The organism is Pseudofrankia coriaricola, assembly GCF_032027725.1.
Taxonomy (GTDB): domain Bacteria; phylum Actinomycetota; class Actinomycetes; order Frankiales; family Frankiaceae; genus Pseudofrankia.
In genome coordinates this window covers 71725-93319 of record NZ_JASNFO010000057.1, presented here as the reverse complement: position 1 = coordinate 93319, position 21595 = coordinate 71725, and the positions used below count along the sequence as shown (strand labels likewise).

Below are 21595 nucleotides of genomic sequence, written 5' to 3'. Positions count from 1 at the left end.
CATGGCAACAAGTGTGCCGGTGGCGTCAGGCCGGCCACGCACCGACCATCCCGCTAGACCTCAGAGTTGCCACACGTGTCGCCCCTCCCGGCCCCCGCCAAGCGTGTCCCGGACGCGTCGCCGGCCGGTCGGAAGCCCGATCCGCATGCCCAGCCGGCGGTCTTCGGAGGGTCTGGGTGCAGGCGAACCGCCCCGCCCCACCCCGCCTGGTCGAAAGGACGGCCGGCCGGCCGCGTCGCCGATGCTCCCGAGACGGGAGATCATCGGTCGGGTGCTCGTTTACGGTGCGGGGGTGGGGAAGTCCCTGGTGACCACGAGGATCAGCTTGCCGGGTTCGACCAGCTTGAAGTTCGCGGTGATCTGCTGGGTCTTCGTGACCCCCGGGACCAGCCGCTGGAGCGCCTCCGCCGCTGGTTTGAGGCCCTCCTCGTAGAAGACCGTGGTGACCGGCACGTCATAGGTGCTGACGTAACCTCCGACGCGGTCGACGGTGAAGCCCGCGTCTTCTACCGGCTTGCGGGCCGCTTCGGCGAGTCCCTCGATCTTGGAGTCGTTGAGGATCACAACCGGGGCGAGGGCGTGATCACCCCCGGCTGGGGCGGGCGGGCGGGTGGTCGGCGCCGAGGTGGTGGCCGGGCCGGCCGACGGGGTGCCTGCCGGGCTCGTTCCCGGCGCGGCGGTGGTGGCCGTGCCGGCCGGGGTGGTGGTCGCCGCGGTGGCCGACGCCGACGGGCGGGCGGCCGCCTGATCGGCGCCGTCGTCCGGATTGTGAAGCAGGTTGACCAGCAGGATGCCGGCGGCGACGGCGATGATGGCGATCAGGCCGCCCCAGAGCCTGCGCAGCCCGGGACGGCTGGGCGGTGGGCGGCGGCCGCCGCCACCACTCGCGGCGCCAGCGGAGCCGTCGCGGCCGGGGGCGGCGCCGGCCGTGCCGGTGCCAGCGCGGGCGGCGCCGGCGTGCGGGCCGGGTGTTGGGTCGCCTTCGCTCATGCTCGGTCGTCCGCCTGGGAGCCGTTGGTAGCTGTGACCGGCGCGGATGTGGCCGGGGACCAGCCCTGGCGGCGGGCGGCGCGCAGGCGGGACAGGCGGCCGACCAGCATGGGCTCGGCGGCCAGAGCCGCGGGGGACTCGATCAGCGCGTTGAGGAGCTGGTAGTAGCGCGCGGGGGACAGGCCGAACTCGGCACGGATGGCCTCATCCTTGGCCGCCGGGTACCGCCAGGTGCGCTGCTCGAACCGCAGCACCCGGCTGTCACGCTCGGACAGCCCCGGCACGGCCGGTCCGGACATTCCGGTGACCGCCGTCGGCTCGCCATCATCCACGGCGCGACCCCCCTTCGGCCTCTCAAGCGACTCGGAACCCGCGTGGGCTGGACTGGCTCCCGCCCCGCCGCCCGATTCCCGCGAACGCGGCTATCGGGCTGGACGTCACTATTTCACCCCGCGGGCACGACAAACCGAGGAGCCCCACCCGCACGCCGGTGCCAGGAGCCCAGGAAGCAGGCCGGTGCCCGTCACTGGCACACACGGCCGCCGCCGGGGCTGGGAGGAGGGGGAGCGCGGCGCGGCCGGGGAACGGTCAGGGACGCGGCGCGCGATCGCCGGGGGGCGGGCGAGTGCGTGGGTTACTTGCTCCGGAGGCGGTTGCCGCACCAACGGTCGGCGCCGTCGGGGTCCTTGACCAGCTCGTAGTCGGTGCCCTGGTTGTTGACCCGCACGAAGGTGTAGCAGAGGTTCAGCTGTCCCCAGTTCTTGAAGTCGACCGGGCCGGGAAGCAGGCCGCCGGCGTTGTAGTCGGTGACGCCCCGCAGGGTCTCGATATAGCTGGCGCGGGTCGGGCAGGCGGGGCCCCGGAGCAGGCCGGTCAGGAAGATGTCGGTGCTGAGGTAGGCGACAAGGGCGAGTTCCTGGTCCGGCGGCTGCAGCTCCGGCGCATACGCGCGCATCGCGTCCATATAGAGGTCGTGAGCGGGGGTTCGGTTCAGGAACGGCACGTAGTTCATGTAGGTGTACAGCCCGGCCATCGCCGGGCCCTTCTCCTGGAGCACACCGCGGTCATAGCCGGCGGCGGACAGGAAAACCTTCACCGTGGCACCCGCGGCGCGCGCGCCCTCCATGACCTCGCTGGTGTCCACGGCGGACAGGGCGCCGACGACCGTGTCCACGCCGGCCTCCTTCAGCTGCTGGCCCAGCTGGACCGGGTCGGTGTGGGTCGGGTTGTAGATGAACTTCTCCGGGGACACCTCGACGCCCGCCGCCCGCAGGCTGTCGGCGACCTTCTGGCTGATCTGGTTGGAGACCTGGTCGGCGTCGCTGAGCACGATGGCGGCCTTCGTGCCGCCCCGGGCCTTGACGAAGGTGCCGAAGGTGTCGACCGACGGGCCATCGGTGATCACATAGCCGTGGGCGAACATGTTGTCGTAGCGGTGGTCGGCCCAGAGGGCCTCCGCCGGCAGGCCCGCCACCGGCACACCCTTCGCGTGCAGGTAGTCGGCGCTGCCCGAGGCGGCCGTCGTCGACTCCACGACCCCGAAGACCTGCTCGTTCTCGACGAGGTCGTGCATCGCCTCGAGGTTCTGGGGCGCGCTGCCCGCGTCGTCGCGCCACACGAACGTGAGTTTTCGGCCGTGGATTCCGCCCGCGGCGTTCTGTTGCTCGACCCGGGCGATGAAGCCCGAACGGGCCGCTCCCAGAGCCTGGGCCAGTGGCCCAGTGTCCGGGTAGACCCAGCCGATTTTGATTGCGTCCGCGCTGAAGCCGGGGGTGGTGCAGGGCACCGGTCCGGAGGCGGCGTTACCAGACGTCCCACAACCGGCGGCGAGGGCGGCGGTGGTGGCGACCGTGGCGAGCAGCGCGGTTATTCGTAACCGGCCCGGGCGTTTCGGCCGGACGGTGCGGGGTCGGGGGCGCGAGCGGCGCATACGGGACACTTCTGACCTCCTGGCCGATTCCGGCAGACGATAGTCCGGCGTTTGGTCGCGACGCGAGGTGACCCCGTGTTTGCCGAGTGCTAGAGACCTTCTGTTGATGTTGGATGAAGAATTAGACAGTTAACCGGCGCTTACCGAGTGCTGATGGGGCTCGCCCGCCACCCGCGGCGGTCGTGGCACCGTGCCTGCCGGTGGCTGCCTCGTCCGCCGAAGTGCGCGAATCGCCCTTTCCAGCCGCCGTGGGCCGCGTCGCGCGGGCTACCGTGGACCTGTGGCACGCCGGTTCACCCGCACCACCGAGGACTTCGACTGCCTGGTGTGCGGCGCCTCGGTGCGAGGCGATGGGTACACGAACCACTGCCCACACTGCCTGTGGTCCCGGCACGTCGACGTCCAGCCGGGTGACCGGGAGGCCGGCTGCGGCGGCCTGATGCGCCCGGTCGCGGTCGAGTCCCGTGCCCATGACACGGTGCTCACCCACGTCTGCGAGCGCTGCGGCCACCGTCGGCGCAACCGGACCTCGCCGGCGGACGACCAGCCCGCCCTGCTGAGCCTGGCGGCCGAGGCGGCGAGCGCCGCCATCGCCGGCGGCATCGACAGCACCGCGCCGAGTGCCGCCGCCGGCGCCAGAGAACGGCGCCGACGGCGATAGCCGCTCATCGTACGGACGCGCCCAGCCCAGCACCCCCCTCAGCCCGGAACCCCGCTCGGCCCCCTCAGCCCGGAACCGCCCCAGCATCCGGACTGCCCCAGCAAGCGGCAAGCGGCACCCCCAGCCCGGCACCGCCCCAGCAAGCGGCCCCCCAACCCGGAACCGCCCCAGCAAGCGGCAAGCGACACCCAGCCACAGCTCGTGACGGCGCCATTAGCGCTGCGCCAACCCAGCCACGTCCTCAGCCCGGCACCACCTGAACCACGGCCATACGCCTATGCCCGGCACCACGCGGGGAGGACGCTCAGCGTCCGACAGGCAGGGCGCGCGTCCAGCGCCGCACGCCGCACGTCCAGCGCCCGCCGCCTCACGGGTAGAGGCCGCGAGTGCGGTGTGCCTCCGCGACCCGCCCGACACCGATGACGTGCGCCGCCTCGCGCAGCGTCAGCCCGCGCTCGGTGGCGAGCCGCGACACCTGGGCGTAGGCGCGCTCCATCAGCTCGGCCAGCCGTTCGTTCACCTGGTCCTCGGACCAGAAATAGGCCTGCAGGTCCTGCACCCACTCGAAGTACGAGACGGCGACGCCGCCGCCGTTGGCCAGGATGTCCGGCACCACGACGACGCCCTTGTCGGCGAGGATCGGGTCGGCCTGCGCCGTCACCGGGCCGTTCGCGCCCTCGACGATCATCTTGGCGCGCACCCGTGGAGCGTTCTCCGCCGTCACCACACCCTCGAGCGCCGCCGGCACCAGCACGTCCACGTCGAGCTCGAGCAGCTCGCCGTTGGTCAGGGTGTCGGTACCGGGATAGCCGACCACCGTGTCCGCGCCGCGGGCGAGATGGCGGATGAGCGCCGTCGGGTTGAGCCCGCGCGGGTTGTAGACCCCGCCCTTCACGTCGGACACCGCGACCACTCGGCAGCCCGCGTCGTGCAGGTACTGCGAGGCGAGCGCGCCGACCTTTCCGAAGCCCTGCACGGCCACGGTGATGCTCTTCGGGTCGATGCCGCGCTCGCGCAGCGCGGCGAACATCGCCAGCTGGACGCCGCGGCTGGTGGCGCCGGCCCGGCCCGCGGAACCGCCGACCGCCAGCGGCTTGCCGGTCACGACGCCGTGCGACGTGTGGCCGGTGTGCGTCGAGTAGGTGTCCATGATCCAGGCCATGGTCTGCTCGTCCGTGCCGACATCCGGGGCCGGGATGTCCTTGTCCGGGCCGATCAGCGGCACCAGCTCGGCGGCGTAGCGGCGGGTCATCCGTTCCCGCTCCCGGTCGGAGAGCATGGCGGGCTCCACCGCGATCCCCCCCTTGGCGCCGCCGTAGGGGATTCCCATCAGGGCGCATTTCCAGGTCATCCACATGGCGAGCGCCTTGACCTCGTCGAGGTCGGTGGACGGATGGAAGCGGATGCCACCCTTGGCCGGCCCCCGCGCCAGGTTGTGCTGAACCCGGTATCCCGTCAGCACCAGCAGCTGCCCGTCATCGCGCTGCAGCGGGACGCTGACCGTGACCGACCGCCGCGGCATGCGCAGCAGGTCGTGCATTCCGTCGTCTAGACCCAGGTGCCGCGCGGCGTCCGCAAGCTGGACGCAGGCGGTGTCCCAGGGTGATGCCCCGAGGCTCACTGGCCCTCCTATGTGGCCCGCGGGGACGAAGACCCGCCGCGAGAGCCACCCGGCAGGTAGTGGCGCCGGGCTGGCCCGCGACCTACCTGACCGGCTCTGCCGATCCCGGGGACCCCGTGAACCCCGTGGCGGGAGAGCCCCCGCGAGCGCATCGCCGTTGATGCACTAGGTCACGCACGGTACCCGCCTTGAGCGGTCCCCTCCACGCGGCCCGGCGTGGTCGGCCGGTACGGTCCGCGATATGCGGCCTGATTCGCCACGGCGAGACAACACGCCGACGGAGCGCGACGCGGCCGCTCGCCGCCGGACGGCAGGGGAGACGACCCCTCGGGCGGCGGCCGTGGCCGACATCGGGACACGGCCGGTGGCGTGGTGAAGGACCTCGAGCGTGTCGACCCCGAGCGTGCCGCCGATCTCGCCGTTCACGGCCGCGGCGCGGTGCCGTCCGGAGACGGCACTCCGGCGGCCGGCGGGACCGGGCTGGTCCCGCCGGCCGGGGCGGCGGGCGCCGGCGCGAGACGCGGCGGGTTTGCTCAGATGGTGGGCCGCTGGCGCGAGCCCTGGTCACGGCGGCGGTTGTGGACGTTCTGGGCGGTGAGCCGGGCGGTTCTCCTGACGTTGGTCTTCGCCGGCCGGGTGCTCGGCGCCCAGCAGGGCGTCCTCGGCGACATCCGGCTCTACGCCGGCTGGGGGGAGTCGTTCGTCCACGGCCATGGGCTGCCGGTGGGCGACGAGACCTGGCAATACCCACCGGGCGCGGTCCTCGTCTTCGCGGTCCCGGCGCTCGCGCGCGCGGTGGCGGGCCTGTCCTATCGGGTCGGCTTCCCGCTGTTCATGGTCGCCGTCGACGCCGCGGTGACCGCCGCCCTCGCCCGAGCCGGCCGGGGGGCCGACGGTCAGGGAACCGCCGGCAGAGCTACCGGAAGCTCTGCCGAGCCGGTTTCACCTGGGATTCCTAGAGGGCCAAAGGAGGTGCGAAAATGCTCCTCCTTCGCATCTCCGGAGGCCGCCGTCCCCAGAAGCACTAGAGGGCCAAAGGAGGTGCGAAAATGCTCCTCCTTCGCATCTCCGGAGGCCGCCGTCCCCAGAAGCACTACTGGAAGGTCGGCGATCCTGCGGGTCTGCCAGGGGGGACCTCCTGGGCCGGGGGCGCGGGTATGGCTGGTGGGCACCCTCCTGCTCGGGCCGGTGACGCTCGCCCGGTTCGACCTGGTACCCGCGGCCTGCGTCGTCGCGGCACTGCTCGCTCTGCGCGCCGGGCGGCCCGGCCGGGTGGGCTTCGCCGTCATGGCCGGCACGCTGGTCAAGGTCTGGCCGGCCTTCCTGCTGGGCGCCGTGGGCCGGCCGTCGGCCCGCGTACTGGCCCGGATGGCCATCGGGGCGGCCTGCGCCGCCGTGGCCGTGGGGCTGGTGCTCGTCGCGGCCGGCGCGGGCGGTGACCTGCTCGGCTTCCTCGGCGCCCAGCGGGCCCGAGGGCTGCAGCTGGAGGCCGTGCCGGCGACCGTCTTCGTCGTCATCCGGATGTCCGGGGCGGGGGAGACGGCCCGGTATTCCTACGGCTCCCTGCAGTTCGGCGACTCGGCCGCGCGCACGGTCGCCACCGTCTGCACCGTGGTCGAGCTGGTGGTGGTCGCGGCCGTCGTGGTCCGCTGGTGGCTGCTGCCCGCCAGATCGCCCGCCTCCGGCGACGCCGACGGAACCTCGGCCGGCTGGGCGGTGGTGGCCTGCGACCGGCTGCTGGCGCTGCTGCTCGTCGTACTCATGACATCGCGGGTGCTCAGCCCGCAGTACCTGCTGTGGGTGCTGGCGGTCGCGGTCACCGGCGTCGCGCTCGCGGGCGGGACCGGCGGGGTCCCTCCCGGTTCGGCGAGGCCCGAGATCTGCCGGCAGGATCGCCGGGACGCCCGCGAGCGACGGCGGGTGGGGCTGATCGTGCTGCTGGCGGCGGTCGCGGTCAGCCAACTGGTCTACCCCTGGCGGTACAACGACGTCATCCAGGGCCGGATCGTCATGAGCCTGGTTCTCGTGGGGCGCAACGTGCTGCTGCTCGTCGCCACCTGGCACGCCGTCCGGGTCAGCCTGGCGTGGCCCACCAGCCAGGCCGCCGCGCCGTCACGGCGCCGGCGGCCGTGACGAGCAGCGCGGCCACCGCGGCCAGCGTCCCCACCAGCGGAGCGGGGAAGGCCGGCCCGTGAGGGCCGAGCAGCCGCCAGGTCTGCGCCAGCGGAGACAGCGTCGCCCCGCACAGCCACACCGAGGTCGCGCACACGATCCCCGCGCCGACCCGGCACCGCCTCCGCGCCAACCCGGCCTCGTCCCGTGACCCGGTGGGCTCTTCGGCCTCGTCGCCCCGAAGGCCCTCCCGGATCATGGGACCATCGCCGCGCTGGTGGGCGACGTGCGCGTCCGCGATGAGGATGGCGAGCATCGGCAGCGCCGGGCCCAGATACCAGGGGTAGAGCACCGGGCTTCCGAGCGCCACCGCGAACCCGCCGATGCCCAGCACGGCGAGCCCGTCCCGCCCGTCGGCCGCCCCGGTGACCGGGCGGCGCCAGGCCCGCCACAACAGGACGACGACGACGGCCGCGGCGGCCGCGAGGGTCACGGTGCGACAGTCGGTGAGCAGCGCCGAATCGCGCCCAGCCGAGACCTGCTGGCCCGCGAGACCGGCCACCGCCGCGACGAGTGAGGCGAGGAGTGACGCGGGCGCGATCCCCGTCGTCAGCTCCCCCGAGGTGGCCAGTGCCTTGATCCAGGTCGGTGGGAACCCGCTGGCCAGCACGCTCAGCCCGAGCACCGCCGCCGCCACGGCCAGGTCGGCTGCCACGGCCACCGCCGCCAGCCCCCACCGGCCGGCCGCCAGGGGCCGGCCGCCCGGCTCGGCCGCCGGTAGTCCCGAGACCGGTAGTCCCGAGACCGCTAGTCCCGAGACCGCGGGCCGGGAGCCGTCGGCGAGCGGGTCGTGCCGTGCGGCGTCGCGGGCGTGCGCCACGACCAGCCAGGCGAATCCGAGCAGCGTCGTCACCTTGATCGTGCCCGCGAAGCAGGCCAGCGCCGTCGCCGCCATGGCCGCGCCGGAAACGGCCCGGTGAACGGGCCCGCCGGCGGACCTGTTGGACCGCCGACCCCACGGGAACCCCGGGAACCGCGTGAACGGCGGTCGTCCAGGCCGGTGCGTGACCCGGCGTCGGTCGATCAGCAGCGCGCCCGCCAGCGCTCCGGCGGCCAGGGCGTCCAGGTGCATCCCGCCGACGAGGTGGATCACCGTCACCGGGTTCGCGGCGACGAGCGCGAGCACGACGGCCCGGCCTGATGCGCCCTCCTTCGCGCCCGCCCGCCCGGCGTCGCCGGCCGGGCCGGCGGCGCGCGGCAGGCGGTCGACGAGGCGGACGGTGCACGCGACCATCGCCACCACCGCGAGAACCGCGACGACCCGCAACGTCACCAGCGCCACCGTCGGCCCGCCGCCGAGCAGGTGGCCGACCGTCGCGGCGAGCTTCTCCACGGCCACCGCCCCGCCGCCGTATGGGGTGTGCGTATCCCGCCAGCGCGGGTCGACGGCGTTGCTGAACGCGGCGCCCAGGGAGGTGGGCCCGCCTGCCGCCAAGGCCGCCACTCCGTGGGTCGCCGGGTCGAGGCCGCGCCGGGCGAGCTCGCCCTGCGCGGCGTAGGCGTAGGCGTCCCGGCTGAACAGCGGCGGCCCGAGGGCGAACGGCATTCCCCAGGCGATGGCGGCCGTCAGGGCGGCGCGTGGGCCCGCTCGGCCAGACAATGCCCGCCGGACCAGGGTGATCCAGCACACGCACAAGGTGATGACCGCGAGTGCGGCGATTCCGGCAAGGGCGCCCCTTGTGGTGCCGGTGGGCGGAGCTGGTGGGAGAATGCCCCACCAGGGTGTCGGGTCGATTGCGCGCGGATCACGCGGCCCGAGCCGGCCTTCCGCCGTAACTGCGGCAATGGCCGCGCCAGCGCCCGCGACGAGCAGCCAGGCGGTCGCGGAGGTCGCCCGCTTGGTCGCCCGGACGGGGAGTGGGCGAGGACTTGGGAACGTCTGGGAGGTAGCACCGGGTGGCAGGACCGCTCGCCATACCCGGATCCTCGACGGGCCCTCATCGCCGTCGCCCGCCGTCGGAGCCCGAGGAGGAGGAGGCGCCGTCTCCGGCTGCCTCTCCCGCGCCGCCGGCGCCGCCGGCCGGGCCGTCTCCTGAGGCCGTGGAGCCGCGGACGGACCAGGGGCCAAGCCATGCCGCACCTGGCGATGATCCGGCTCCGTCACTCCCGCCGACCTCCTCACTCGTTGATGCCAGCCTCCCGGCCGTCGGGGCCCCGGATGCCGGGATCCTGGCGGCCGCGGCTCTGGAGGCGGCGGCCCCGGCGGCCCCGGCCGCGGGCGCCGTCGGGGCGCTGGCCGGGCTTCCATCATCGGTGCCCACGCCGCCCGGGGCGTTCCGGCCCCCTGACGGACGCCCCGGCGGCTGGGGGGCCGTCCGGCGAGCGGTGGTCCGGTCCGGGCTGTTCGTCGGCCGGGCGGTGCGGGCGCGGCCCTGGCTGCTGACCGCCGCGCTGTGCGCGCTGACGCTGGGCCTCGGCCTCACCGGGCCGGACACGCCGGCGCAGGAGTACCGGGTCTGGCTGTTCGAGCACGGCGGCGCGCGGCTCTGGGACAACCAGTGGTACGGCGGGCACACGGTGCTCGGCTACAGCGTGCTGTTCCCGCCGCTCGGAGCGCTGTTCGGGACGCGGCTGCTCGGGGCGCTGTCCTGTGTCGCGTCGACGGTGCTGGTGGCGCGGCTGCTGCGCGGGCCGCGCCGCCGCCGCGGCCACCACGACCTCGCGGTCCTCTGGTTCGCCGCCGTGACCGTCGCGAACCTCGTCGTCGGCCGCGGCGCCTTCGCGCTGGGGATGGCGTTCGGCGCGCTCGCGCTGGTGGGCGTGCGGGAGCGGCGCGCCTGGGTCGCCTGGGTGGGGGCGATTGGCGCGTCGCTGTCCTCGCCGCTGGCCGGCGCGTTCGTGCTGCTGGTGGCTGCGGCGCTGGTCGGCAGCCTGCCGTGGCGGCGGATCCTGCCGATGGTGGGGGCGGTCAGCGGCCTCGTGGTGTCGCTGGTCTTTCCCGAGGAGGGCGTCCAGCCCTTTCCCGCGCTCACCTATCTCTGCCTGCTGGCGTTGATCGGCGGCGGCCTGCTGGTGGTGCCGCGCCGCGAGCGGGCCGTGCGCCGCGGCCTGCTGCTGTGGGCGGCGTCGGCGACGGTGTTCTTCTTTGTGCCCTCGTCCGTCGGCGGCAACATCACCCGTCCGGCGACGCTGCTCGCCGGACCGATGGCCGCCGTGCTGCTCGCCCGCCGGCCGCGGGTTCTGCTGGTCGTCGCGATACCGCTGATCGGCTGGTCGATCGGGCCGGTACACGGCGCGTTGATAACCCAGGGCGACCCATCCGCCTCCCCCGGCTACTACACCGGGCTGCTCACGTATCTCGATCGTGATGACGGCCTGGTCCCGGCCGGCCGGGTCGAGATCCCGTTCACCAAGGCCCACTGGGAGGCCCGCTACGTCGCGCCGCACGCCGAGATGGCCCGCGGCTGGCTGCGGCAGCTGGACACGAAGGACAACGCGCTCTTCTACGACGGGACACTGACGGCCAGCACGTACCACGACTGGCTGCTGACCCGGGGCGTCACCTACGTGGCGCTGCCGAATGTGCCGCTCGACGCGTCGGGGCAGGCCGAGGCCAAGCTGCTGCGCTCCGGCCTGCCCTACCTCGACCTCGCCTGGCAGGACGACAACTGGAAGGTCTGGATCGTCACCGACTCGAGCGGGCTGGTGCGGGGGCCGGCCACGCTGACCGAGCTTGGCGTCAGCTCCGTCGCGGTCGACTTCCAGTCGCCGGGCGTGGCGACTGTCCTGGTGCATTTCACCTCGCTCTGGTCGATCACGGAGGGCAACGTCTGCGTGTTCCGCGCCGCCGGCGACTGGACCGGGATCCTTGCCGAGTCCCCGGGACCGGTGCGGCTGTCGGCGCGCCTGTCCGTCGACGGCCTCACCAAGGCCAGCGCCCTGGACTGCCCTGCCGACCAGCGCGTGCACTGACAAACGTGCGTACTGACAAAACGTGCGCGCCGATATGTGCGGGCCTTCGGGCGCGCGCGAGGCCTCGTCCTTGTCGCCGCGGGCGGCCCCTGGGTATCCGGGGCTGCCTCCGGCCGGCGAAACCCCGGGCTCCGGACGGAGATCCGCGGATCGGCGCCAGCCCGATCTCCTGGGAAGCGCCTTTGGCCTGAGACCGCTCTTCGAGCACCGCGAAAGGGTGACGGGCCCGCCAATACGCGGGGGTTGTCATGCGCGCGGGCGGTTCAGGTGGAAGATGGCTAGATGACCAAGCCGGTGTCGGTGTTCCGACACTTTCCCTCGGGGCCATGGTCTGGCGTCTTTGTTAGGACCAACGGGACAGATACCGGCGGTCGGGCATGCCCGCGATCTGGCAGCATGACCGGCACGATCAGTTTCGCCGAATGGCGGTCCGCGTCAGGTCGGCTTGATCGACGGCGCGGTGGTGGGGTACGGAGGCCATGAAGAGCTCACTGCTACCGATCATGCTGATCGTCGTGCTCGTCGTGGGCGCCACGGTTTTCGTCGTGCTGTCCAGCCGCTCGGGCCGGACGCACTACGGCCCGGGTGGTCTGCGGCCACCCACCGTCGAGCCCGGGCGGGACGACCGCCCGCGCGGCCGTCGGGCCGGCCGCAGCCGGGACCACCCTGGCGGCCGTGGCGGAGCCAGCGGCACGCGCCGGTCCGCCGCGGGTGACGGCTACTCCTCGGACGCGGCGAACCTCGTACCTGGCTTCGGGCCGGCCGCGCCCGCCGACGGCCGCGCCGGAGCACGGGCGAGCGCGGCCGAAGGCAAGCCGGCGGCGGCCGGCGGCCCGGCTGGGCCGGCTGATCCCGCTGGCCCGGGACCTGCCCCTGACCTTGACGCGCGCCGCGTCGACCATGCCTGGAGTGATGACGTGACGACGCAGGTTCCCACCGGCGACGGCGGCTGGCCGGACGACGACCGGGACCCGGAGGCCACCGGCTGGGCTCCGCCACCCAGCGGGCCGCCGCATCCCGGGGCGGCCCAGGCCGGGCCGGCCGGTGGGGGCTCGGCGCCCGGGAGGGATGTCGTGGACACCACCTGGGCGGCCGACGAGGCGGCGTGGACCGTCCAGCCCTCCGCGAGCCAGTTGCCGGTACCTGAGCCGCCCAGGCAACAGCCCGCGCCGGACGCGCCGACCGTGCCGTCGGCGGGACCGCCCGCGCCCGCCGCGGCCTCTCCCGTCCCACCGGCTCCGGCGCCCCCCGGGGCGCCGCCCGCCGTGCCCGTCACGACCCCCGGGCCGTACGTCGCCGACGAACCTGAGCATTTCAGCGCGCCGCCGTTGCGGCTGTCCGCCGCCGGGCGGACGCGGCGTGGCAAGCGCGGCGGCCCGAACGAGGACGCCTTCGTGGTCGTCGACGGCCTGCTCGCCGTCTCCGACGGTGTGGGCGGCGAGGCGGCCGGGCAGATCGCCTCCACGCTCGCTGTCACCACGGTCGCGGGCTTCCGGCCGCAGTACGCCGCCGACCCCCGCGAGGGGCTGCGCGCGGCCGTGGAGCGCGCGAACCGGGTGGTGCGGGAGCGCCCCAAGTCCGAGCCGTCCTGGCGGGGCATGGCCTGCACCCTCGACGTCGTCGTGCTCGGCCGGCAGGAGACGACCGGGCGCACCCTCACCGTCGCGCACGTCGGCGACAGCACCGTCTGGCTGCAGCCGGGCAGGGGCGAGCCACGTCAGCTCACCACCCCGCACGCCATCACGGGGGGCCCGCTGCTCAACGCGATCGGCCTGGCGGACGAGGTCGAGATGGACCTGTTCCAGGTGGAGGTCCAGGCGGGCGACCGGGTGGTGCTCTCCAGCGACGGCATGACCAAGGTGATGAAGCCAGAGCAGCTGTACGGCCTGCTCCACCAGCTCGCCAGTGATCCGCCCGAGCGCGCCGCCGACGCGCTCGTCGAGGCGGCGCTGCTCGCCGGCGCCAGGGACGACACCACGGTCGTCGTCGCCGACCTGGTGCCCGAGCCGACGCCGCGCTAGACACCGCGCGGCCCGCCAGCTCACGAGGCCGCCGCTCCACCCACGAGGCCCGGCCGGGGCGACACCGTCAGGTGTCCGCCCCGGCCGGGCCTCGTCGTCTCCGGACCGGCCGTCGCGGCGGGCATGGCGGCCGCCGGCTCCGGACGGCCGTCGATCTCGGCACCGCCGGTCTGTCGTGATCCGTCCTCGGGGCGCGTCCGTGATGTGTGGGGCATCTCGTCGTGTTCCCCGCCTCGGGCGGTGGCGGGAGCCGCGCCCGCGATTATTCTACGACTTGTAGAAGTTTCTACGTTGCGTAGAACCTAGAGTCGGTCACCATCGACGCCGGCCAGGACACAACCGGGACGGCCCGCTGTCCCGGTCAGGCGGGGCAGACGGCCGCCATGGCGCCGGCCCCGCCCGCGGCTCGGACGTCAGGGCACCGCCGGCTCGGAAGGGACCGCTGATGGTCCTCGGCTCACCGGCGATCACCGAGGCTGCCGCCCGGATCGCCGAGTCCCAGGCTGCCGGCTCGCTCGCGCTCGCGCGCGGGCAGACCGCCTTCAGCCTCGCGTTCCACATCTGCTTCGCCGTCTTCGGCGTCGGTATCCCGTGGCTGTTGCTGTACACCGAGGGCAGGTGGCTGCGGACCGGTGACGAGACGTGGCTCGCCCTGACGAAGAAGTGGTCGCGGGCGTTCGCCGTGCTCTTCGCCGTCGGCGCCGTCTCCGGCACCGTGCTCTCGTTCGAGTTCGGGCTGCTCTGGCCGGCGTTCATGGCCCGCTACGGCGGCGCCCTCGGGCTCTCGTTCACCCTCGAGGGCTTCGCGTTCTTCGCCGAGGCGATCTTCCTTGGGATGTACCTCTACGGCTGGAAGCGCCTCTCGCCCCGGGCGCACTGGCTGACGCTCTGGCCGATCGCGATCGCCGGGACGCTGTCGACGCTGTTCATCATCACCGCGAACGCCTGGATGAACGTGCCGGACGGGGTGGTGGAGACGGCGGACGGCAGGGTCATCGCGGCCGAGCCGCTGGCGCCGCTGCGCAGCCCGTCCGCGCCGCCGCAGGTCGCGCACATGCTGCTCGCCGCGCTGATGTGCACCGGCGGGGTGGTCGCGGGGATCTACGCCGTCGGAATGCTGCGCGGCCGCCGCGACACCTACCACCTCCGGGGCCTGCGGGTGGGCCTCGTCGTCGTGCTGGTCTGCGCCCCGCTGCAGCTGGTCGTCGGCGACTGGGCGGGCCGGGTCGTCGGCGCGCGCCAGCCGGTCAAGCTGGCCGCGATGGAGGGCCTGCACGACACCCGCGACCACGCGCCGCTCACGATCGGCGGGCTGTACGACCCGAAGACCGGCGAGGTCCGCTACGGCATCGACATTCCGGACGGGCTGTCGCTGCTGGAGGGGTTCGATCCCGACCACGTCGTCACCGGGCTGGACGCGGTACCGGCGGACGAGCGGCCGAACGCCACGATCGTGCATCTCGCGTTCGACACCATGGTCGGGCTCGGCACAGCGCTGATCGCGCTGTCGGCGCTGGTCGGTGGGGTGGCGCTGCGCCGGCGACGGCGCGGGCGGCGGCCCCTTCTCCCCACCGGCCGACCGTGGCTGCTCGCGGCGGTGGCGAGCGGGCCGGCGTCGGTGCTCGCGATGCTCGCCGGCTGGGAGGTCACCGAGGGCGGCAGGCAGCCCTGGATCGTCCAGGGCCGGATGCGGGTGGCCGACGCGGTCACCACCACCGGCGGGATCGGCTGGATCTTCGGCGGCACGCTCGCGCTGTACCTGGGCCTCGCGGCCGCGCTCGTGCTCATCCTGCGCCGGATGGCCACCGGGGGCCCCGGCTACGAGCCGCGGACCCCGACCGAAGGGCCGCCGACCGAGCCGTACCCACCCGATCCCGATCGTCCGGATCCCGACTGCCCGGAGGACTCCGAGCGCCCCGGCGACGAGGACCCCGCCGCCGAGGCGCCGGCCGTCGCCGCCGTCGCCCCGGCTGCCCCGGCTGCCCCGGCTGTCCAGGCCGGCCAGGCCGCGCGGAACAACGGGGCGGGACGATGAGCGCGGCGGACCTGCTCGTCGTCGTCATGGTCGTCGGCCTGACCGCGTACGCCCTGCTCGCCGGCGCGGACTTCGGCGGCGGCCTCTGGGACCTGCTGGCCCACGGCCGGGACGCCAGGGATCAGCGGGCGCTCATCGCCGGCTCCCTCGGCCCGGTCTGGGAGGCCAACCACGTCTGGCTGATCTTCGTGATCGTCGCCCTGTTCAGCGGGTTCCCGGCCGCGTTCGGCGTGGTCGGGTCCACGCTGGAGGTTCCGCTGGTGGGTGCGCTCCTGGGGATCGTGCTGCGCGGCGCCGCCTACGTCTACCGCGCCTACGGCGGCGGGGCGGCGGGCCCGGACCACTGGTGGGGCAGGGTGTTCGCCGCCGCGTCCGTGCTCACGCCGTTCTCGCTCGGTGTCGCGGGCGCGGCACTGGCCACCGGCGACCTCGACGGTGGCGCTCCGTTCGCCCCGCTGACGGGCGCCTTCGGCGTGGTCTGTGGGCTGTTCACGGTCGCGGTCACGGCCTTCCTCGCCGCGGTCTACCTGTGCCGGGACGCGGCGGCGCGGCCGGAGACCACCCACCTCGTCGCCGGCCTGCGGCGCCGCGCCCTGGCCTCGGCGGTGGTGGCCGGCGCGCTCGCGGCCGCCCTGCTGCCGCTGCTCTGGTCGGACGCGCCGATCGTCGCGGACCGGTTCGCCGCCCGGTCGGTACCGCTCGTAGCGGCATCAGCCGTCGGCGGGCTCGGGGCGCTGGCGCTGGTGTGGCGGCGGCGGTTCACGGCGGCGCGGCTCGCCGCCGGGCTCGCGGCCGCCGCCGTGCTGTGGGGCTGGGCGGTCGCACAGTACCCGGACATCGTGGTCGGTCAGGCGACGGTCGACGGTGCCGCGGCGCCGGAGGCGAACCTGCGTGCCCTGCTTGTCGCGATCGCCGCAGGGATGCTCGTGATCCTTCCGGCGCTGGTCGCGCTGTTCAGGCTGTTCGCCCACCCGGAACCAGCCGAACCGGTCGAACCGGCGGGGCCCGGCCTAACCGGCGGGGCGGGCGGAACCGGCGGGGCCCCGGTCAGGCCGGGGCGCCGTCGCGGCGGGGGCGGGTGAAGAGCACCTCGTCGAACGGCGGCTCGTCCGGCGCGAGCGAGTCGTGGACGGTGAGCCGGATGGTCGTCGTCCCACCGGGGAGGCCGGGGTCGACGTGGAGGGCGGCGAAGGCGTACGGGTGGTCGGTGGAGCGCGCGGCGAGCCACGGCGCCCCCTCCGTCACGTGGATGGTGCGCCGGCGGCTGACGGGGCTCTTCCCGAATCGGCGGCGGACGGGTGCGGCCGGCGGGTCCGGCGGCTCCGGCCGGACGACCACCCGGCCGGCCGGCGGGTCGAACAGCGCGCCCGTGCTCGGCGACGACGAGCCGCCGGTGCCGATGATGATGTGCACGGTTCCGGTGGTCGTGTCGACGGCCTCGTCGGCGAGCGCCAGTCCGGGTGAGGCCGCCGTTCTCGCCGCCATCGCCGCCATTGGCACCGTGGGCGCCGTGGGCGACACCGCCGCGCCGGTGGACGCGGCGGTGGCGTTCGCGGGTACGACCGGGCGCGGCGTCAGCACCGGCGATCCTGGTATGACGCCGCGGACCGGGTGGGTCCGCTCGTAGTGGTGCTCATGGCCGCAGAGGACCAGATCGACCTCGTAACGGTCGAACAGCGGCAGCCACTCCTCGCGCAGACCAAGATCGCCGCCATTGTGGTAAGCGGCGGTGGACACCGCCACCTGGTGTATCGCGACGATCACCCAGTCAATCTCGGGGTCGGCGCGGGCCGCGCGCAGGGTCCGCTCCAGCCAGGCCGTCTGCCGGCCTTCGCTGAACCCGCGCAGGTAGACCAGCCCATGCTCCTGGTAGCAGGCGTCCTCGCCGAAGAGCACGACGAAGCGGACGCGGCCGACGGCGAAGGTGTACCAGAGTTCGCGGAAGTCGCCGCCGGCGCCGTTGTCCGGCAGCTGGAAGTAGGCCTGGTACGGGTCGAGCCCGAACCGGCCGAGCTCACGCTCGCTCTCGTGGTTCCCGGCGACCGGCATCCACGGCCGGCGGCTGGCCGAGGGGGCGACCATCCGGAACCAGTCCGCCCAGACCTGGGACGGGTCGCGCCGCAGGCTCGCGTACGACAGGTCACCGAGGGCGAGGTGGAACAGCGGAGCCAGCATGTCGACCGCGGCGACGACCGCCCCGGAGGCCGGACTGCCGTAGGGGTCGTCCTCCTGGTCCGTGCCGTGGTCACCGAAGCAGGTGAACGTGAAGGTCGCGCCGGCCACGCTGGCCCCGTTCGCGCCCTCGCGCGCGCCGGTCGTGCCGCTCGTGCCGCCCGCGCGCGGAGCCGTGCGGAACTCGCCGGTGGACGGCTCCTCGCCGCCAAGCGGAGGGAAGATCTCGTAGCGGTAGCGGACGCCCGGCCGCAGCCCTACCAGCGTCGCGTGCTGGACGTGGATCCTTCGGCGGGCGGCGTCCCGGTAGGTCCTGGTCGTCGCATACGCCTCGCCCGCCTCGGCCGCGTCCGGGTCGACCGGCGCGAACCGTGCCATCGGCCGGGATACCGGTCCGTCCGTAAGCCAGGACACGACCATCGACGTGGCCGGGTCCACCCCGAACGTCAGATGAACCCCGCCGCCGTCCGCCACCCGCCGCGTCACGGCCGTTCGCCCCCCGTTCTCAACCTGGTGCTCTTCTCCTGACATGCCAGAGGGCGGTCACGGAGTCCGTGACCGCCCTCCCGCCCCTACTTACTCGCCCCTACTCGCCGCCGACGCAGACGGCAGCTCGCCACCAGTCCAGCCGGCAGCCAGCGCCAACCCAGCCACCACACCGCCCCGGCTCCAGAGTCGGCCCGGCTTAGTACGCCAGCCCGGAACCACGTTGGCCGGCGCTCCGCGCCGGCGGCGGAGCGGCGATGGTCGCGCTAGCGACCCTGAGCCGACCGCCCTATTCGTTGGACTTCGCCAGGTCGATCGGCGGGGTGTCGGGGACCGAGCTGGGCTTGGTCTCACCGCGGAAGATGAACTTCGCGTCCTCGCCCTCGCCCTCGGCGTCCCCGATGACGATCTCGCCGGGCTTGAGCGTCCCGTACAGGATCTTCTCGGAGAGGACGTCCTCGATCTCCCGCTGGATCGTCCGGCGCAGCGGCCGGGCGCCCAGCACCGGGTCGTACCCGCGGATGGCGAGCAGGGCCTTGGCGGCCGGAGTCAGCTCCAGCGCCATGTCCTTGTTCTTCAGCTGCGAGTCCACCCGGGCCAGCATGAGGTCGACGATCTGGATGATCTCGTCCCTGCTCAGCTGGTGGAAGACGATGATGTCGTCGATGCGGTTGAGGAACTCCGGCCGGAAGTGCTGCTTGAGCTCGTCCTGGACCCTCGCCTTCATCCGCTCGTAGTCGACCGCGCCCTGACCGGTGGCGAAGCCGATGCCCGGGCCCTTGGAGATGTCGCGGGTGCCCAGGTTCGACGTCATGATCAGGACGGTGTTCTTGAAGTCGACCACCCGGCCCTGGGAGTCGGTCAGGCGACCGTCCTCCAGGATCTGCAGGAGCGTGTTGAAGACGTCCGGGTGCGCCTTCTCGACCTCGTCGAACAGCACCACCGAGAACGGCTTGCGCCGCACCCGCTCGGTGAGCTGGCCACCCTCCTCGTAACCGACATAGCCGGGCGGGGAGCCCACCAGTCGCGAGACGGTGTGCTTCTCCATGTACTCGGACATGTCGAGCTGGATGAGGGCGTCCTCGTCGCCGAAGAGGAACTCCGCCAGCGTCTTGGACAGCTCGGTCTTACCGACACCGGACGGGCCGGCGAAGATGAACGAGCCGCCGGGGCGCTTCGGGTCCTTCAGGCCGGCGCGGGTACGCCGGATCGCCTGGGAGACGGCCTTGATGGCCTGCTGCTGGCCGATGACCCGCTTGTGCAGCTCGTCCTCCATGCGCAGAAGGCGAGCCGTCTCCTCCTCGGTGAGCTTGAAGACCGGGATGCCCGTCCAGATGGCGAGCACCTCGGCGATCTCCTCGTCGCCCACCTCGGCGACGACGTCCATGTCGCCGGCCTTCCACTCCTTCTCGCGCTTCGCCTTCTCCGCGAGGAGGGTCTTCTCCTTGTCGCGCAGCGACGCCGCCTTCTCGAAGTCCTGCGCGTCGATCGCGGACTCCTTGTCGCGACGGACGTTGGCGATCCGCTCGTCGAACTCGCGCAGGTCCGGCGGCGCGGTCATCCGGCGGATGCGCATCCGGGAGCCGGCCTCGTCGATCAGGTCGATCGCCTTGTCCGGCAGGAAGCGGTCCGAGATGTACCGGTCGGCCAGCGACGCGGCGGCGACCAGGGCGGCGTCGGTGATCGAGACACGGTGGTGCGCCTCGTACCGGTCGCGCAGGCCCTTGAGGATCTCGATGGTGTGCGCCACCGACGGCTCCGCGACCTGGATCGGCTGGAACCGGCGCTCCAGCGCCGCGTCCTTCTCCAGGTGCTTGCGGTACTCGTCCAGCGTCGTCGCGCCGATGGTCTGCAGCTCACCACGAGCCAGCATCGGCTTGAGGATCGACGCGGCGTCGATCGCGCCCTCGGCGGCACCCGCGCCGACGAGCGTGTGCAGCTCGTCGATGAACAGGATGATGTCGCCGCGGGTGCGGATCTCCTTGAGGACCTTCTTAAGCCGCTCCTCGAAGTCACCGCGGTAGCGCGAGCCGGCGACCAGCGCGCCCAGGTCGAGCGTGTACAGCTGCTTGTCCTTGAGCGTCTCGGGCACCTCGCCCTTGACGATCGCCTGCGCCAGGCCCTCGACGACCGCGGTCTTGCCGACACCGGGCTCGCCGATCAGGACCGGGTTGTTCTTGGTCCGGCGGGACAGCACCTGCATGACCCGCTCGATCTCCTTCTCGCGCCCGATGACCGGGTCGAGCTTGGACTCGCGGGCGGCCGCGGTCAGGTTGCGGCCGAACTGGTCGAGCACCAGCGACGTCGACGGCGTGCCCTCGGACGGGCCGCCGGCCGTAGCCGGTTCGCCCTTGCCCTGGTAGCCGGACAGGAGCTGGATGACCTGCTGGCGGACCCGGTTGAGGTCGGCGCCGAGCTTCACCAGCACCTGGGCGGCAACGCCCTCACCCTCGCGGATCAGGCCGAGGAGGATGTGCTCGGTGCCGATGTAGTTGTGACCGAGCTGCAGCGCCTCGCGCAGGGACAGCTCGAGGACCTTCTTCGCGCGCGGGGTGAACGGGATGTGACCGCTGGGGGCCTGCTGGCCCTGGCCGATGATCTCTTCAACCTGCGACCGCACACCCTCGAGCGAGATCCCCAGCGACTCCAGCGCCTTCGCCGCGACACCCTCACCCTCGTGGATCAGGCCGAGGAGGATGTGCTCGGTGCCGATGTAGTTGTGGTTGAGCATCCTGGCCTCTTCTTGAGCCAGGACGACGACCCGACGTGCCCGGTCGGTGAATCTCTCGAACATGTGCGCTCCTTCGAGCTGCGACCGACCACACGACAGCCGGTATCCGCATGCTAGCTCCGCCGAGGCATGTCCTCACGCATCGAACAGAAACCTACCCGTCAGAACCCGTCCACCTCGTCGCGGACGGGGCCGACATCGCTGTCGCGCCCCGATGGGCTCAGACGTCTACCTCGATGTCTACGACAACCGTGGCGGAGCAGGCATGATTCCGTCACGGCGTTCCGCCGAGAGCGGAAACGCGCAGGCCTGGGTGGAGGGCGGCGTGTGCCAGGGTCTTGGACCGCCGTCTCGGCCGCCGGTCCTCCGAGTGACGCTGGGGGGCGGCGGCGCAGGTGCTGCACGGGAGAGTCAAGGCGAGACTCTCTCCCCTCTCCGCTTCAGTCGTTACTGTACGTTACGGATCACCGGATGTCGCTGTGGAGCCAGCCAGTCGGATTCACATCACATAGTCGCCCTGGGTGATCGAACCAATACTCTACGTGGTCGGACTGCAAATGGATCGGCTTCGCGAGGGAAACGCGTCGACGCTGGTGGATGTTGCCCGGTTCATTGTTGGATGTTGCCCGGTTCAATCGAGCACGTGGCCTGGCGACCCAGCTGACGGGGCGACACAAGGACTTAGCAGGAAATGCCCCAGCATCGGCGCGGTAGTTGCGCGAACCCAGCGACCTCCGATCGGCCGACTCGGGAGACTGGGGCGACTGGGCGGCACGGTCAGGCGGGTTCTGCCGGCCTCCCCATGCGGCCTTGCCCTGAAGGGCCGGACGGACCGCTACCGTCCGCCGAGACGACGCACTGCTC

General features: G+C 73.1%; 13 protein-coding genes. 6 read left to right on the top strand and 7 right to left on the bottom strand.

Features of this window, described 5'->3' with window-relative positions; translation table 11 throughout:
• Window positions 1-279 precede the first annotated feature (279 nt).
• The 3 genes from QOZ89_RS28600 to QOZ89_RS28590 form a co-directional block, all read right to left on the bottom strand.
• On the bottom strand, window positions 280-990 hold the full coding sequence (locus QOZ89_RS28600; RefSeq protein WP_312626515.1) for a LytR C-terminal domain-containing protein: 711 nt from the start codon (window positions 988-990) through the stop codon (window positions 280-282).
• The gene (locus QOZ89_RS28595; protein WP_071054673.1) at window positions 987-1289 is read right to left on the bottom strand and encodes a DUF3263 domain-containing protein; all 303 of its coding nucleotides are present in this window, start codon (window positions 1287-1289) and stop codon (window positions 987-989) included. Before QOZ89_RS28595 ends, QOZ89_RS28600 begins: the two co-directional genes overlap by 4 nt.
• Before the next feature lie 335 nt (window positions 1290-1624).
• On the bottom strand, window positions 1625-2920 hold the full coding sequence (locus QOZ89_RS28590) for an ABC transporter substrate-binding protein (protein WP_083420131.1): 1296 nt from the start codon (window positions 2918-2920) through the stop codon (window positions 1625-1627).
• 280 nt (window positions 2921-3200) lie between these two features.
• Here QOZ89_RS28590 and QOZ89_RS28585 point away from each other — a divergent pair, with 280 nt between their 5' ends.
• Window positions 3201-3581 (top strand): RNHCP domain-containing protein, encoded by a 381-nt coding sequence (locus QOZ89_RS28585; RefSeq protein ID WP_071054622.1) that lies wholly within the window; start codon window positions 3201-3203, stop codon window positions 3579-3581.
• 367 nt (window positions 3582-3948) lie between these two features.
• Here the strand turns inward: QOZ89_RS28585 and QOZ89_RS28580 are convergent, their stop codons facing one another.
• Window positions 3949-5202 carry a Glu/Leu/Phe/Val family dehydrogenase gene (locus tag QOZ89_RS28580; RefSeq protein ID WP_071054621.1) on the bottom strand — a complete coding sequence of 418 codons (1254 nt, stop codon included), beginning with the start codon at window positions 5200-5202 and terminating at the stop codon, window positions 3949-3951.
• Between the two features lie 372 nt (window positions 5203-5574).
• Here QOZ89_RS28580 and QOZ89_RS28575 point away from each other — a divergent pair, with 372 nt between their 5' ends.
• Entirely contained in the window at window positions 5575-7335 is a 1761-nt protein-coding gene (locus tag QOZ89_RS28575) for a hypothetical protein (RefSeq protein WP_312626511.1), read from the top strand.
• Here QOZ89_RS28575 and mptB read toward each other — a convergent pair.
• Window positions 7277-9109, bottom strand: a complete 1833-nt coding sequence (gene mptB / locus QOZ89_RS28570; protein ID WP_491723675.1) for a polyprenol phosphomannose-dependent alpha 1,6 mannosyltransferase MptB — start codon at window positions 9107-9109, stop codon at window positions 7277-7279. The genes QOZ89_RS28575 and mptB overlap by 59 nt on opposite strands.
• Before the next feature lie 518 nt (window positions 9110-9627).
• Between mptB and QOZ89_RS28565 the strand changes: the two genes are divergently transcribed.
• The 4 genes from QOZ89_RS28565 (at window position 9628) to QOZ89_RS28550 (ending at window position 16424) form a co-directional block, all read left to right on the top strand.
• Entirely contained in the window at window positions 9628-11286 is a 1659-nt protein-coding gene (locus tag QOZ89_RS28565) for a hypothetical protein (protein ID WP_397428858.1), read from the top strand.
• Window positions 11287-11765: 479 nt separating this feature from the next.
• Window positions 11766-13307 (top strand): PP2C family protein-serine/threonine phosphatase, encoded by a 1542-nt coding sequence (locus tag QOZ89_RS28560; RefSeq protein ID WP_071054615.1) that lies wholly within the window; start codon window positions 11766-11768, stop codon window positions 13305-13307.
• A gap of 445 nt (window positions 13308-13752) precedes the next feature.
• Window positions 13753-15342 (top strand): cytochrome ubiquinol oxidase subunit I, encoded by a 1590-nt coding sequence (locus tag QOZ89_RS28555; protein ID WP_312626507.1) that lies wholly within the window; start codon window positions 13753-13755, stop codon window positions 15340-15342.
• On the top strand, window positions 15339-16424 hold the full coding sequence (locus QOZ89_RS28550; RefSeq protein WP_312626505.1) for a cytochrome d ubiquinol oxidase subunit II: 1086 nt from the start codon (window positions 15339-15341) through the stop codon (window positions 16422-16424). Before QOZ89_RS28555 ends, QOZ89_RS28550 begins: the two co-directional genes overlap by 4 nt.
• On the opposite strand, the gene QOZ89_RS28545 is transcribed toward QOZ89_RS28550, so the two are convergent.
• Both QOZ89_RS28545 and QOZ89_RS28540 read right to left on the bottom strand, forming a co-directional pair.
• Window positions 16390-18000, bottom strand: a complete 1611-nt coding sequence (locus QOZ89_RS28545; RefSeq protein WP_312626504.1) for a purple acid phosphatase family protein — start codon at window positions 17998-18000, stop codon at window positions 16390-16392. The two genes, QOZ89_RS28550 and QOZ89_RS28545, sit on opposite strands and share 35 nt — an antisense overlap.
• 289 nt (window positions 18001-18289) lie before the next feature.
• The gene (locus tag QOZ89_RS28540; protein ID WP_071054606.1) at window positions 18290-20794 is read right to left on the bottom strand and encodes an ATP-dependent Clp protease ATP-binding subunit; all 2505 of its coding nucleotides are present in this window, start codon (window positions 20792-20794) and stop codon (window positions 18290-18292) included.
• Between the last annotated feature and the right edge of the window lie 801 nt (window positions 20795-21595).

Excerpts from the sequence above, each read along its gene's own strand:
- QOZ89_RS28600 (WP_312626515.1), bottom strand. The coding sequence starts at position 990 with ATGAGCGAAGGCGACCCAACACCCGGCCCGCACGCCGGCGCCGCCCGC.
- QOZ89_RS28595 (WP_071054673.1), bottom strand. The coding sequence starts at position 1,289 with ATGTCCGGACCGGCCGTGCCGGGGCTGTCCGAGCGTGACAGCCGGGTG.
- QOZ89_RS28590 (WP_083420131.1), bottom strand. The coding sequence starts at position 2,920 with ATGCGCCGCTCGCGCCCCCGACCCCGCACCGTCCGGCCGAAACGCCCG.
- QOZ89_RS28560 (WP_071054615.1), top strand. The coding sequence starts at position 11,766 with ATGAAGAGCTCACTGCTACCGATCATGCTGATCGTCGTGCTCGTCGTG.
- QOZ89_RS28555 (WP_312626507.1), top strand. The coding sequence starts at position 13,753 with ATGGTCCTCGGCTCACCGGCGATCACCGAGGCTGCCGCCCGGATCGCC.
- QOZ89_RS28550 (WP_312626505.1), top strand. The coding sequence starts at position 15,339 with ATGAGCGCGGCGGACCTGCTCGTCGTCGTCATGGTCGTCGGCCTGACC.
- QOZ89_RS28540 (WP_071054606.1), bottom strand. The coding sequence starts at position 20,794 with ATGTTCGAGAGATTCACCGACCGGGCACGTCGGGTCGTCGTCCTGGCT.